The organism is Pantoea sp. nfd-35 (genome assembly GCF_056892255.1).
Genome location: NZ_CP122403.1, coordinates 2691522 through 2705365, shown reverse-complemented (window position 1 = coordinate 2705365; position 13844 = coordinate 2691522). Strand labels below are relative to the sequence as shown.

The window sequence follows — 13844 nt, the reverse complement described above, 5'->3', positions numbered from 1 at the left end:
CAAGGGAAAGCATAGCCTGGATGCGCCGCCGGTGCGCGGCGCAGGATGAAGGGCGGATTACTGGAAGCGTTGTGCTTTGTCGCGCGCCTGGCGCTCTAAGGCAAAAATAATCTGCTGCAGCTGCCGCTCCTGATGGGGCTCAAGTGCAGTAAAACGGAAGCTCAGGCGAGGCGTCACTTTCGTCTCATTTTTATTGGTGATAATGCTGCGTTCGCCAATGTGCATAAGCTTAGCGCTGACGTTGAACTGGCCAAATTCCCCCAGTTCGACCTGCAGGCTGTTGAAATCGTCCCCGCTTTTCAGCCCTTCCGGCATCGCTTCTTCCACCAGAACACCAATGCCGCCCAGGGAGAGATCCTGTAAGCGCAGGCGCGCGGCCGTGCCGTCAGGCCACTGGCAATGGCACCAGAACTGCGGCTCCATAGGGGCGCTGATGCGGAAAAATTCCCGACGCTGGATTTGCCACAGTACGTCCGGCAGGGCGGCCTGAAAAGCAGGTAACCCCTCAAAGTCGGTTTTTTCCAGTGCCCCAAGGGCAAATTCGATTTTGGCGCCGTGGGTTTCGGCGAAGACCGTGATTTCGTTGCAGTGCAGCGCGTAGTCGTTATCGAGGTTATTGCTTCCCAGATCAAACACAATGCGCGTTTCATCGGCAGCCAGCATACGGCTAATAAACTGCCCGCGCGAAAAATTCACCAGCAAAGGTGTTTGTAACTGAAGCAGGTCCTTCATCACGCCAAGCACGGCCAGCGTGCCACGTTTCAGATACTGTTCTTTATCGGTTTCTTTCACTTGCTGGCTCCAGATGAGCAACGTTTTTTCACGTAATTATCCTGTTACTACCCGTTCGTTATCGGCGCACAATAATAAAGCTTTAACACAATAACCACTATCATTAACTGCTTGCGCTACATTTTTGGAAAAACGCGACTATACTTGGCGCAGTGAACCGCTTGATTAATCAGGCGATCGCCATTGACTAACCAAAAGGAAGGAGTAACGGATGGGTATTATTTCATGGATCATCTTTGGTTTAATCGCCGGTATCCTGGCGAAATGGATCATGCCAGGTAAAGATGGTGGTGGTTTCATCATTACCGTGATTCTGGGTATTATCGGTGCCGTAGTCGGTGGTTGGATCAGTACCTTCTTCGGTTTTGGCCGTGTGGACGGGTTCAACTTTGGTAGCTTCGTTGTCGCGGTCATCGGTGCGCTTGTCGTGCTGTTTATCTACCGCAAAGTACGCAGTTAACGCAGAACATGATGTAAAAAAAGGGCCCGCAGGTGACTGCAGGCCCTTTTTATATTGGCAATGACCTTGCCGTTATTGTGCGCTGCTCTGCGCCTCGGGAATATCGTGCGCGCTGTTACAGGTTTTCTCTTTCGGGCAATATTTATCCAGCAGCTTCAGCGTCACGCCGTTGGTCCAGCCGAAGCCATCCTGCAGCGGGTATTCACCGCCGCCGCCGCCGCCCAGGTTCGCACCTTCCACCACATATTTTTCGACCAGCTTATGCTCCTTGTCGTAGGTCAGCTGTACGTTACGCAGGAAACGTAAGCCCACCTGCTGCGCCAGTTGAGGTTTCTTGTAGTGCTCCAGGCCTTCTACCGCGACCCACTGCAGCGGTGCCCAGCCGTTAGGCGCGTCCCACTGTTGACCATTGTTCACCGTCGTGGTCACCAGGCCGCCCGGTTTGAGCAGCTGTTTTTCCACCGCGCTGGCGGTGCTGTCAGCCTGTTTGTCGCTGGCAATCTGCATATAGAGCGGAAAGAGCGTGGCAGCGGTGAGCTGCGGATGGATCTGGCGTTTCTTCCAGTCATAGTCCGCGTACCAGCCCTGCTTGCTGTCCCACAGGTAACGGTTAACCGCCGCCTGACGTTTTTCTGCCCGGTCTGCAAAGGCCTTTGCCCGATCGTCCTGTTTGTTCAGTCGATAGGCGGTAGACAGGGTTTTTTCCAGGTGGAACATCAGGCTGTTCAGATCCACCGGGGCCAGTTGGGTGGTACGGATAGTAGCCAGGTTATGAGCGTCGGTGAACCAGCGCGAACTGAAGTCCCAGCCCGAGGCGGCTCCGGCACGCAGCTCGCGGTACATCTCGGCCTTGTTGCGCTGCGGCGCTTTACTGGCCGTCGTAATATCATCCATCCAGGATTCCGTCCGCGGCACGTCGCGCGCATCCCAGTAGCGATTTAGCAACGTACCGTCGGCCAGCTTGATCACCCGTTTGCTGGCACTGCCCGCTGCGACGCTGTCGCTGTCTGCCATCCAGTAGTCGTATTCTTTTTGCAGCTGCGGCAAATAGCGGGTATAGGCTTTGTCGCCTTCATGGGTTGCCAGCAGATCGACCATCAGGCTAAAGAACGGCGGCTGTGACCGGCTCAGGTAGTAGGTGCGGTTACCGTTAGGAATGTGGCCGTAGCGATCCAGCAGGGAAGCAAAGTTATCAACCATGTCCTGGACTTTGTCCCAATGGCCGCTCTCTGCCAGCCCCAACATGGTGAAATAGCTGTCCCAGTAATAAACCTCACGGAAACGTCCGCCCGGCACGACATAAGGCTTAGGCAGCGGCAGCAGCGAGTCGTATTTTCCCACACTGTTAGTGGTGCGGGTTAAAACCGGCCACAGGCCGTTAATATGGTCGCGCAGATTCTGGCCTGCAGGCGGCACATATTTATCGCCGTCGCCAGGCAGGGTAAAATTCGCTGCAACAAACCGTTTTAAATCAAAGCCGCGCTGATTTTTTTGCATCTGCCAGTCGGCAAGAATTGACGAAGGATCGTACTTTGGTACTGCATCGGCAAACGTTTTTTGATCGGGGTAAAATTTCGCCTGTTGAACGGCATTAAACAATGGCCCTAAGCGGACATCCGGCGGCTGCGGTGGATTGTTCAGTAATCGGGATTCCTCTGCCGCCCAGCTGTTGAATACGCTGGCGCTCAGCAACAGGCTGAGCAGGATCGGCGCATGGCGTTGAGGCCGTTTTTTCGTTTTTACCTCAGTGTTCATCATCGGTGTTTCTCCTTGTCCGAAATGCGGCCCTGTGTAACGCATTGACCACCCAACAACTTTAGACCTTAACCACAATTTTCACCCTTAAGTGCGGCGGAAATGTGAAGCGGCATGAATTATTTATTTGCGGTATGTTAGAAAAAAGGCATTTTTTAGGGCTTCGCTTGCCCTTGTGCACGTTTACCCTAGGCGGGAATAAAAGGAGAGCAGTATGGAGATTGTATGGTTTCATCCGTCGCAGAGCGCAACGGACTGGATACATGGCCTGCAGCAGCGTTTACCCCAGGCCCGCGTGCGCGCGTGGGCACCGGGCGACAACGCGCCCGCAGACTATGCGCTGGTGCGTTCGCCACCGCCTGAAATGCTTCGTGGCCGCCACGCGTTAAAAGGCGTATTTGCACTGGGCGCAGGCGTGGATGAAATCCTGCGGCAGCTGGCGCAGCACCCGGATATGCTCACGGACAACGTTCCGCTCTATCGCCTGAAAGACACCGGCATGGCGCAGCAGATGCAGGAATATGCGCTGTGCCGCGTCCTGGGCTGGTTCCGACGCTTCGATGACTATCTCCAGCAGCAGCAGTCGGCCCAGTGGCAGCCGCTGCCTTCTTACCCGCGCGAAACCTTTCACATCGGCATTTTAGGTGCAGGCGTACTCGGGCAGCAGGTCGCCGAAACGCTTAAGGCGCGGGGATTTCCGGTGCGCGTCTGGAGCCGTTCTCCGAAGCAGATTCCCGGCGTAACCAGCTTCGCTGGCGCGGCGGCGCTGAATGACTTCCTGCGCGAAACCCGGGTGCTGATTAACCTGCTGCCCAGCACGCCCGAAACGCGCAATCTGATTGATCATAAACTGTTGCAGCAGTTGCCGCAGGAGGCTTTTTTCCTTAACCTCGCCCGTGGCGATCAGGTCGTGGAAGCGGATTTACTCGCTGCCCTTGATCGCGGACAGTTGAAGGGGGCCGCGCTGGATGTGTTTCAGACTGAACCGCTGCCTGCCGATCATCCCTTATGGTTCCATCCGCGCGTAACAATTACCCCTCACAATGCGGCGGTCACCCTGAAAGAAGAGGCGATGGACTTTATTGCCCACGCTATCGGGCAGCTCGAAAGGGGTGAACATCCTCAGGGCCTCGTCGATCGTCAGCGCGGCTATTAATCACTGATGCCTTAACCGGCCTTTGCAGGAGCAGACAATGTATCCGGTAGATCTTCACATGCACACGGTTGCCAGTACCCACGCTTACAGCACGCTGCACGACTATGTGGCGCAGGCAAAACTGAACGGCCTCAAGTTGTTTGCTATCACCGATCACGGTCCGGACATGGCCGATGCACCGCATTACTGGCACTTCGTTAATATGCGCATCTGGCCACGGATCATTGATGGCGTGGCGATTCTGCGCGGTATCGAGGCCAATATTAAGAACCAGCAGGGCGAGATTGACTGCTCCGGACCGATGCTGGAATCGCTGGATCTCATTGTGGCGGGCTTTCACGAAGCGGTTTATGCGCCGCGCGATCTGACACAGAATACCGAGGCGATGATTGCCGCCATGGCGGGCGGGCTGGTTCACATCATTAGCCATCCCGGCAACCCAAAATATCCCGTCGATATTCCCGCTATCACCGAAGCCGCCGCGCACTACAATGTGGCGCTGGAGCTGAATAACTCCTCCTTTACCCATTCCCGTCCGGGCAGCGAGCCCAACTGCCGGGCGATTGCGGAAGCGGTCGGCAAAGCGGGCGGGCGGCTGGCCTTCGGCTCCGATTCCCACACCGCTTTCACCCTCGGCAACTTCGAGCACTGCCTGCGGATTGCCAGAGAAGTGGATTTTCCCGAGGATCGCGTGTTAAATGTCACGCCGCGTCGCCTGCTCGATTTTCTGGAACTGCGTACCGGCAAACCTATCGCCGAGCTGGCTGACTTTTAATTTATCTCCCTCAAGGAATGTTGACGCATGAATGAGTTTTCCATTCTGTGCCGTATTATTGGCTCGCTGTTTAACCGCCATCCGCAGGATGCGCTGCTGGCCCCGCTGTTTACGCTGATTCGTGAAGGTAAACTGGCGGCACAGTGGCCGCTGGAGCAGGATGAGCTGTTAACGCGCCTGCAGCAAAACAGCGATCCGCAGGCGCTGGCGGCAGACTACGATGCGCTGTTTGTCGGCAGTGACTGCAAGGTATCGCCGTTTGCGTCACGCTGGCCGGAAGGAAAGCTGGAAGCTGATATTCGTGCCTTTTTGACCGCGCGCGGTATGCCGCTGGGCGAGGCGCCTGCCGACCATTTCGGTGGGCTGCTGCTGGCGGCATCCTGGCTGGAAGATCAGTCTGCGGCCGATGAAAGCGCCGCGCAGCTGGCGCTGTTTGACGTGTACCTGATGCCGTGGTGCGGCACGTTTCTCGGCAAAGTTGAAGCCCATGCCAACACGGCGTTTTATCGTACGCTGGCGGTGCTGAGCCGTGAGGCGATTCAGGCCATGTATGATGAGCTGGTGGAAAGCGCCAGCGAGCAGGGCGACGACGCCTGAATCACCAGTGCGCCGGATGCGTGCCGGGCGGGTTGCCGGGCGTGGCGCACTGTAATGTGGTGCCGGGCAGCCAGACGGCGGATCGTAACCGGACGCCAATGCCCCACGGCGTAAGCTCAATGCAGGGCTGGTTGTCGCAGAGCCGTGGCGTAATGCCGGTCTGCGGTTCATTCAACCCATAACGGTGTTGCTCAAGCAGCCAGGCGGTACGCGCCAGCGACAGCCGCGTCTGATTGCCGCAGCCGTGCTGCAGGCGCTGACGCAATCCTGCCAGAACCGCGGCGGCCATCAGGTAGCCAGTGGCATGATCCAGCGCCTGTACCGGAAGCGGTACCGGCGCATCATGCTGCTGCCATCGCATTCCCTGTTCGGCAATCCCGCAACTCATCTGCACCAGACTGTCGAAACCGCGCCGGTTGCGCCACGGTCCCTGCCAGCCCCAGGCATTTAAACTGACGTCGACCAGACCGGGGCTCAGGGCCTGCAGCGATGCCGCATCAAATCCCAGCTTTTCCAGTGCGTCGGCGCGGTAGCCGTGCACCATCACATCGGCCTGTTTCAGTAACCAGATAAACTGGGCGCGGTCGGCTGGCTGTGTTAAATCCAGCACGGCACGGCGTTTGCCGCAGGCAAGCTCTTCGTCCACACCGGGTTCCTGCCAGCCGGGCGGATCGATCCGTAAAACGTTTGCCCCCAGGCTGGCCAGAAAGCGCGTCGCCACCGGGCCTGCAATGATACGGGTCAGATCCAAAACCTTGATGCCAAGTAACGGACGCGCCGCGGGCAACGCCCACGTGACCGCGGGGCCGTCGGCCAGGGTTTCTCGCGCGAAGAGCGGTTCATGTATGACGGCCATCCCCTGTGGATGCTGCTGCCATGCCTCGGCACTGCGCATCTCTGCCGCGCAGCCGCCTGCCTCAATCACCGCCTGTTCCAGCTCCGTGGCTTGCCACTGCGCCACTTCCCGTGCCAGTGCCGCGCGATCCGGGTGACGGCCAAGCACGCGTTCCATTGCCAGCCGATGGTGCGGAGCATTGGTGTGCAGGCGGATCCAGCCGTTGCGGCAGGCATAATCGCCGGCAAAGGGATCCCACAGCGCGGGCGCAGCGCGATTAAGCGGCATAAAACTGTGCTGAAACCAGCGTGAGGCCAGTCGGACGTTAACCTGCGGACGGGCAGGACGATTAAGCAGGTCGGCCACGCCCTGCATCGCCAGACCCAGGCTGGTGGCCGCCAGTTCACTGACGGCATAGGCGGAGGAAAAGGTGGCGTGGTCGGTAAAAACAGGCAGCATTTGTGGCGCATGATTGCCGTGCAATCCCTGCCACATCTGCTGCCAAAGTGCGTTAGCCAGATGATTCATGCAACAGGCTCCTGATAAGGGCGATGCCTGAAGCATAGCATGTGCCCTTAACGGCGTCGCAGGCGAGGAAAGCGTGCGTGCATGCGCAGATTGCGCAGGTTAATCACCGCAATCGTCGTGCCCAGAATGACCAGCGAAGCGCCAATAATTTTGAAACTGTTCAGGCTGTCGCCCAGCACCACGATGCCCATTAAGACCGCCAGCACCGGCGTCAGCAGCGAGTAGGGCATGATCAGGTTGACGTTGTATTTCTTCAGTAGGGCATACCATAAGGTGTACGCCACCACGGAAGAGGCAATGGCACTGTAAAGAATGGCAAACCAGCCGCGCCAGCCAGCATGTTGCAGCGCATAGAGCTGATGAGACTCCAGCATCAAGCTGGCGGCCCCCACAATCGGCAGGGCCAGAAAGGCGATCCAGCCGGTCAGCGTCAGGGGTTTAATCGGCGGCGATTTTTTCACAATCAGGTTGCTGATCGCCCAGCCCGTGGCGCTGCACAGCAGGATGCACAGTACCCACCAGGCAGGAATGGTGGGGCTACCAGACAGCACCACTACACCACTTAGCGAGATCATAATGCCGATCAGCTGAATCAACCGCAGCTTCTCTTTCAGCACCACCATCGCCAGCAGCATGGCAATCGGCGTACCCAACTGCACGACAATCGCGCCCGTTCCGGCATCGGTAAAACGCATACCGACGAACAGGAGAGAGAAGTGCATAAACCCAAATGTGAAGGCCAGCAGTAGCAACCAGGGAAACTGCTGGCGGTTAATGCGGCAAAACGGCACCAGCACAATCGCCACGACCGCAAAACGCATCCACGTAAGAAACAAAGGCGGTAACTCAACTAAACCCCATTTTACCGCCACGTTATTAAAGGCCCAGATAGAAACCACCATCAGAACCATAAAGAAATGCCGCACTGCCACAATGTTGTCCTTTAAAAATAAACCCGATACCTGATAATCATGGCACGAACCCACGACGTTCTGGCAATGATTAACATTTTTTATTTAGTTAAGCAGGAAATAAAGCTCAAAAAATTCATAAGACATTTACAACAGTTACTGTCAGACTGATATTCCGAAACGCCAACCCTTTTGAGGATCCGATTCGGTATGATTTCTGCGCCTGCATTGCCCCTTGCCTTGATTCAGTTAGACGTTCCCCCCGCCAACGTGGTCGAGAAAATCGGTGAACAACCGGTATGGTTTATTGATGCCCTGAATTTACAGCCTGATGATTACGTTATTGTCCGTCCCCATCTGGGCGAAACGCTGCCGCAGTTTACTGATATTTCCGGTGCGGTGTTAAGTGGTTCCTGGGCAATGGTGACCGATCATGCTGACTGGAGTGAACGCACAGCGGCCTGGATTCGGGCAGCGATGGAGGCGCGTCTGCCGCTGCTTGGCGTCTGCTACGGCCACCAGCTGATGGCTTATGCACTGGGGGGAAAAGTAGGCGACAACCCTAATGGCTGGGAACGCGGTCTGATGACGTTAACCACCACTTCTCAGGCCCGCCACGATCCGCTACTGGCCACGTTGCCGGAAACCTTCGAGGCCTGGCTTTCGCATCGCCAGTCGGTGATGACGCCGCCCGCGCACGCCACCGTGCTGGCCGTTTCGGACATGGACGGCTGCCAGGTCTTGCGCTATTCAGCCTGTGCGCTGTCGGTGCAGTTTCACCCGGAGTTTGATCGCCGCATTATGGATGCATGCCTGCCAGAAAATGAGGAAAATGACGGAACGGAACTGCAGGGGGCGGACTGGGCGCGTAGCCTCTTATACCATTTCTGGTTGCAAACGCGCCCGGCGGTTAAAAGCGCTCAGGGCGCATAGTGACGGGTACAACGATAAACCCAGGCCGGCGGAACGTTTTTTAACACCCGCTGGCGCTCCCAGGTAAAATAACGAGACAGATCGGGCTGGGTGAGCGACGTGTACTGAAACTGCACAAAAACGCCGTTCGGCCCCAGGGCATGGTACACCGCCTGTAGGATGGCATCCCGCAGTTCCGGCGACAGCGACAGCAGCGGCAGGCCAGAGAAAATGGCATCATAGCTGCCGTTCAGGTACTCGGCCGAACAGGTCCGCACCGTCATTCGCTCGTCATTCAGCGCGCTTAACTTTTGCGCCAGCGCGCTGCTGATTTCAAATACGTCCAGCGTCGCGTTCGGTGCCATCTGCGCCAGCAGACGACGCGTCAGAACGCCATCGCCCGCGCCCAGTTCGGCAACCCGCAACTGACCGCTCCACGCCACCGAGTCAACCATGGTGCGACACAGCGCATCAGAGGAAGGAGTAATGCTGCCCATTTTGCGCGGATTACGAATGAACTGGTGGACGAAATCTGCTTTAGCGCGCATTAAGGTGAAAGCCGAAGCTAACATGCTGACATACCTCCAGAGTAAACATATCCCCATATTGACCCCATCGTGCCTAAAAGTTTCCAGATAACTGGCGAAGCGGCAAAAAGTCGGAATTATCTGTAGTGGGCCCAACGGGGATTTTCCTTCGTCGCGGTCACAGTTTAAGGACAACAAACCTGTCAGGCTGGCGCTGATCTAATATGTTAAAAATAGGTTTCATAGTTGTTTCACATCTTACTGCGTAAGGAGATTCAACATGCGCTATGCCGCTCCAGGTGAATCCGGTTCTCTCATCACGCTGCAAAAGCACTATGGCAATTTCATCAATGGGGAGTTCGTTGCGCCGGTCAATGGCCACTACTTCACCAATACCTCGCCCGTTAATGGTTCAGATGCCGGGGCGTTTCCCCGCTCAGACAAGGCAGACGTCGATAACGCGGTCGCTGCCGCTGCCGCCGCGGCGGATGCCTGGGGAAAAACCTCGCCTCAGCAGCGCGCCCTGGTGCTGCTTAAAATCGCCGATCGGCTGGAAGAGAAGCTGGAATACCTGGCGGTAAATGAAACCTGGGACAACGGTAAACCGGTTCGTGAAACGCTGGCCGCCGATATGCCGCTGGCGGTGGATCACTTCCGCTATTTTGCCGGTTGTGTCAGGGCGCAGGAGGGCAGCGCGGCGGAGATCGACGAATTTACTGCCGCCTATCACTTTCATGAACCCCTGGGCGTGGTGGCGCAGATCATCCCGTGGAACTTTCCGCTGCTGATGGCGGCATGGAAGCTGGCGCCAGCCCTGGGGGCAGGGAACTGCGTGGTGCTCAAGCCCGCGGAGCAAACGCCGCTGTCGATTACCCTGTTTGTTGACCTGATTAAAGATCTGCTGCCGCCCGGCGTGGTCAACGTGGTCCACGGTTATGGTAAAGAAGCGGGTGAGGCGCTGGCCTCCCATCCGGGCATTGCCAAAGTGGCATTTACGGGATCGACGGCGACGGGCGGCCATATCCTGGAACTGGCGGCGAAAAGCTTGATTCCGTCTACGGTCGAACTGGGCGGGAAATCGCCGAACATCTTTTTCGAAGATATCATGCAGGCCGAAGAAAGCTTTATTGAAAAAGCGGCGGAAGGGGTTGTGCTTGGCTTCCTGAATCAGGGTGAAGTCTGTACCTGTCCGTCGCGGGCGCTGGTACAGGAGTCCATTTACGAGCCCTTTATGGCGGCAGTGCTTAAACGCATTAAAACCATCAAGCGCGGCGATCCCATGGATACGGAAACGATGGTGGGCGCGCAGGCTTCTCAGCAGCAGTTCGATAAAATTCTTTCCTATCTGGAGATCGCCCGTCAGGAAGGGGCCGAGGTGCTGATCGGCGGCGGTGTTGAGACGCTCGATGACACGCTGGCCAGCGGCTACTACATTCAGCCGACGCTGCTGAAAGGCAACAACAGCATGCGGGTATTCCAGGAAGAGATCTTTGGCCCGGTGGTGGGCATCACCACCTTCAAGGATGAGGCAGAGGCCATCGCCATCGCCAACGACTCCATCTACGGCCTGGGCGCGGGCGTCTGGACGCGGGATATCAACCGGGCCTACCGCGTCGGGCGGGCAATCAAAGCCGGACGTGTCTGGACGAACTGCTATCACCTTTATCCCGCTCACGCGGCCTTCGGTGGCTATAAAAAATCAGGTATCGGTCGCGAGACGCACAAGATGATGCTTGATCACTATCAGCAGACGAAAAATCTGCTGGTAAGCTACAGCATCCAGCCGCTTGGCTTCTTCTGACCCTGTGCGGCGTGCCTTGTGCGCGCCGCTATTTTCCGTCTGTTGGCTGTCATATAGGCGTAATCTGCTTGTGACAGGTTAGTTAACAGCTATTATCGATCTATCGCAGCGAACATGCCGAACCTGAGTTGACTGTATGACCTGCTTCACTATGGATAACGGAACAGAGACAAGTTATGCAAAATCCTTATGAATATCTGAGTCTGATGGATGATGTGCTTGATGGACCGGAAGAGAGCATCATCATTGTTAATTTGCCCGAACGCCACCGGGCTTACCCGTTTTGTCCGCTGCAGGCTGAAGGTGCCGCCGCCTCAGCCCGCGCGCCTCAGGCCGAAGCCAGTCCGGGTCAGCATAGGTTCTTCTAGCGGCATTACCCTGTCGTCTGGCCTGCTCAGTGTTTGCCGGCCGGGGGCGCAGTGCGCATTAAGGCCTTTCCCTTCACAACCCCTGCCGTTTCACTCGCTGCGCGTCATGCCTCGAACGCTGCTGGCTGCGACGGAATGATCCTCATCAGAGCGGTTTGTTTCTGACTTGCAACAGACAACGCCTCAGCCTGAACCTGTAACGAAGTATGATCGGCATTGATATTACCGTAACGCGTGAAAATGATCCTTTCGTGCCAGTTATGAGATTGAACCAATAAGAAAAGTTAACGCTTCCTCAATCACCGGTAAAAAGGCAGCACGGGTTGATAATTCCCGTACCCAAATCGGCCATGCGGATGTCATCAAAATTTACATATCCCATAAATAAAATTTAACTTAGCCCGCTATAAATTTCTTATGACAGCGCGTGTCGTCGAATTTATCAGCAAGGAACGAGGTATTTTATTAATGAGTAAATTAACCCGAAGAAGCTTTATGGCCTTTGCGGCAGGCGGCACGGTCGCCCTGGCGGCCGGGCAGGTTCACGCACATGACAGCATTCAGTCCTTTTCCGGCGCTGGCAGAGATCCCGGCCCGCACGATCCCATCCGCGAAGCGGAAAATCCTGACATCGTAAATCCTCCGCCTACCGACAGCGGCACTTTGCCAAACCTGCGCTTTTCCTTCAGCGACGCGCACGTGCGTAAAAGCAGCGGCGGATGGACCCGTCAGGTCACCCAACGTGAGCTCGGCGTCTCCACCACCATTGCGGGCGTGGATATGCGCCTGAACGCCGGTGGCATTCGCGAGCTGCACTGGCACAAAGAGGGCGAATGGGCCTATATGACCTATGGCAATGCCCGCGTCACGGCGTTCGATACTGACGGCACCTGGTTCGTGGACGATATTGGTGCGGGTGATCTATGGTATTTCCCGCCGGGCATTCCGCACTCTATTCAGGGGCTGGGGCCGGACGGCTGCGAGTTTCTGCTGGCCTTTGATGACGGCGGATTCGATGAAGACAGTACCTTCCTGCTGTCCGACTGGTTCAAACACATCCCGCCCGAGATTCTGGCCAAAAATTTCAAGGTGCCGGTCTCAACCTTTGCCAAACTGCCCTCGCCTGAAGATGAATACATCTTCGCCGCGCCGGTGCCCGGCAGCCTCTCATCCGTGGCGGTGAAAGGGGCAACCCAAGCTAAACGCACCTTTACGCACCGCATGCTGGCGCAGGAACCGATCAAGGCGCCGGGCGGCACGGTCAGAATCACTGACTCTTCGACCTTTAAGGTTTCAAAGACCATCGCGGCCGCGCTGGTGGAGATCGAACCTGGTGGATTGCGCGAGCTGCACTGGCATCCGAACAACGACGAGTGGCAATACTACCTGGAAGGTGAAGGGCGCATGGGCGTGTTTGCGTCGTCAGGGCAGGCCAGAACCTTTGACTACCGGGCAGGGGACGTCGGCTATGTGCCGTTCGCGATGGGCCACTATGTTGAAAATACCGGTAAGGGGCCGCTGCGTTTCCTGGAGTTATTCAAAAGTGATTATTACGCTGATATTTCCCTGAATCAGTGGCTGGCCGGTACGCCGCGCGATTTGGTGAAAGAACATCTGCAGCTTGATGATGCCTTTATGGATGCGCTGTCGCTGCAGAAAAACCCTGTGGTGAAATAGCGCTCATGGCCGCATGTCGGCCATGATTGTCAGAGCTTGTGGGTCTGTTTTACGGCTGCGTGGACAGCCCACGCTTTTTCCCCAAACCCCAAACCCCAAACCCCAAACCCCAGACTATGACCAGGCGGCTGCCGTCTGGCTGCGCGGTGCGGTAAAGCAAAATGGCATGCTGGGTTCCGACCTCCATCAGTTGAAAGTCGCTGCTGATAATGGCCTGCGCGTTCTCTTCATTCATTAGCGCCGCGATGATTTGCTCACGGTTCAGCAGCGTGCCTGAAAGGGTGATCTCTTTAAATTCGGGATGCAGTCTCTGGTCAAGCCACGCTAAATCGTGGCGCTTTTCATGATGCAGACTGCATTCCAGCACCGTCAGGGCCGCCAGCAATGCGAGGTGAAGCGCACGCTCATCCTGACGCGGCGCGGAGTGGTGAATCACCTCAACCTGTGAATCGAGCTGAATCGCAGGATAATGTTCCTGCATTCCGGCCAGCAAGACCGCATCGGGCCATTCATCACCTTTGCCCAGATAGTGCGCGACGGATGACAGCGGCATGGTCACCACCTGCGCTACATCAACGATCACCCAGGTCGCAGGATCCTCGTTACTGACATAGCAAAGTGGTCCCGGCGTAATCTTCTGTTCCTGCCAGCGAATCGTATGGCGTTTTTCCCCCGCCCGCAGCGCTGTCATCAGGCGGGGTACAATGTTGAGCGTTTGCATCACGAAGCTCCGTGCGTTAACGGCGTTGC

14 protein-coding genes are annotated in these 13844 nt (G+C 56.7%); 8 read left to right on the top strand and 6 right to left on the bottom strand.

Translation table 11 applies throughout. The features are described from left to right. Positions 1-57: 57 nt before the first annotated feature. Positions 58-792: a flagellar brake protein gene (locus P9J57_RS12570; RefSeq protein ID WP_014606088.1), complete on the bottom strand. Its 735-nt coding sequence runs from the start codon at positions 790-792 to the stop codon at positions 58-60. A gap of 211 nt (positions 793-1003) precedes the next feature. Between P9J57_RS12570 and P9J57_RS12565 the strand changes: the two genes are divergently transcribed. Further along, on the top strand, positions 1004-1252 hold the full coding sequence (locus P9J57_RS12565; protein WP_013025436.1) for a GlsB/YeaQ/YmgE family stress response membrane protein: 249 nt from the start codon (positions 1004-1006) through the stop codon (positions 1250-1252). Between the two features lie 72 nt (positions 1253-1324). On the opposite strand, the gene treA is transcribed toward P9J57_RS12565, so the two are convergent. Beyond that, positions 1325-3010, bottom strand: coding sequence for an alpha,alpha-trehalase TreA (gene treA, locus P9J57_RS12560; protein ID WP_015700523.1), 1686 nt, complete (start codon positions 3008-3010; stop codon positions 1325-1327). 211 nt (positions 3011-3221) lie between these two features. Here treA and ghrA point away from each other — a divergent pair, with 211 nt between their 5' ends. From ghrA to P9J57_RS12545, 3 genes are read left to right on the top strand one after another with little or no spacing between them, the layout of a single operon-like run. Next, complete coding sequence (gene ghrA / locus P9J57_RS12555) at positions 3222-4163, top strand: glyoxylate/hydroxypyruvate reductase GhrA (protein WP_042677776.1); 942 nt, start codon at positions 3222-3224, stop codon at positions 4161-4163. A gap of 37 nt (positions 4164-4200) precedes the next feature. Then, the gene (locus tag P9J57_RS12550; RefSeq protein ID WP_064352640.1) at positions 4201-4938 is read left to right on the top strand and encodes a phosphatase; all 738 of its coding nucleotides are present in this window, start codon (positions 4201-4203) and stop codon (positions 4936-4938) included. Between the two features lie 27 nt (positions 4939-4965). Further along, positions 4966-5535, top strand: a complete 570-nt coding sequence (locus tag P9J57_RS12545; protein WP_145031736.1) for a TorD/DmsD family molecular chaperone — start codon at positions 4966-4968, stop codon at positions 5533-5535. 1 nt (position 5536) lies between these two features. Here the strand turns inward: P9J57_RS12545 and P9J57_RS12540 are convergent, their stop codons facing one another. Together P9J57_RS12540 and P9J57_RS12535 are read right to left on the bottom strand one after the other, a co-directional pair. Further along, positions 5537-6898, bottom strand: a complete 1362-nt coding sequence (locus P9J57_RS12540; protein WP_426142869.1) for a CoA transferase — start codon at positions 6896-6898, stop codon at positions 5537-5539. A 47-nt stretch (positions 6899-6945) separates the two neighbouring features. After that, positions 6946-7830 carry a DMT family transporter gene (locus tag P9J57_RS12535; RefSeq protein ID WP_014606084.1) on the bottom strand — a complete coding sequence of 295 codons (885 nt, stop codon included), beginning with the start codon at positions 7828-7830 and terminating at the stop codon, positions 6946-6948. A 189-nt stretch (positions 7831-8019) separates the two neighbouring features. Between P9J57_RS12535 and P9J57_RS12530 the strand changes: the two genes are divergently transcribed. Continuing rightward, positions 8020-8742 carry a glutamine amidotransferase gene (locus P9J57_RS12530; RefSeq protein ID WP_014593482.1) on the top strand — a complete coding sequence of 241 codons (723 nt, stop codon included), beginning with the start codon at positions 8020-8022 and terminating at the stop codon, positions 8740-8742. Here P9J57_RS12530 and P9J57_RS12525 read toward each other — a convergent pair. Further along, positions 8730-9293 (bottom strand): class I SAM-dependent methyltransferase, encoded by a 564-nt coding sequence (locus P9J57_RS12525; RefSeq protein ID WP_019105667.1) that lies wholly within the window; start codon positions 9291-9293, stop codon positions 8730-8732. The two genes, P9J57_RS12530 and P9J57_RS12525, sit on opposite strands and share 13 nt — an antisense overlap. A 235-nt stretch (positions 9294-9528) precedes the next feature. On the opposite strand from P9J57_RS12525, the gene exaC reads away from it, so the two are divergent. The 3 genes from exaC (at position 9529) to P9J57_RS12510 (ending at position 13094) form a co-directional block, all read left to right on the top strand. After that, positions 9529-11049: an acetaldehyde dehydrogenase ExaC gene (gene exaC, locus P9J57_RS12520; RefSeq protein WP_014606082.1), complete on the top strand. Its 1521-nt coding sequence runs from the start codon at positions 9529-9531 to the stop codon at positions 11047-11049. A 176-nt stretch (positions 11050-11225) separates the two neighbouring features. Next, positions 11226-11417, top strand: coding sequence for a hypothetical protein (locus P9J57_RS12515; RefSeq protein ID WP_014606081.1), 192 nt, complete (start codon positions 11226-11228; stop codon positions 11415-11417). A gap of 468 nt (positions 11418-11885) precedes the next feature. Then, positions 11886-13094, top strand: a complete 1209-nt coding sequence (locus P9J57_RS12510) for a cupin domain-containing protein (protein WP_022623574.1) — start codon at positions 11886-11888, stop codon at positions 13092-13094. A gap of 49 nt (positions 13095-13143) precedes the next feature. Here the strand turns inward: P9J57_RS12510 and P9J57_RS12505 are convergent, their stop codons facing one another. After that, positions 13144-13815 (bottom strand): hypothetical protein, encoded by a 672-nt coding sequence (locus P9J57_RS12505; protein ID WP_483279241.1) that lies wholly within the window; start codon positions 13813-13815, stop codon positions 13144-13146. Positions 13816-13844 lie beyond the last annotated feature (29 nt).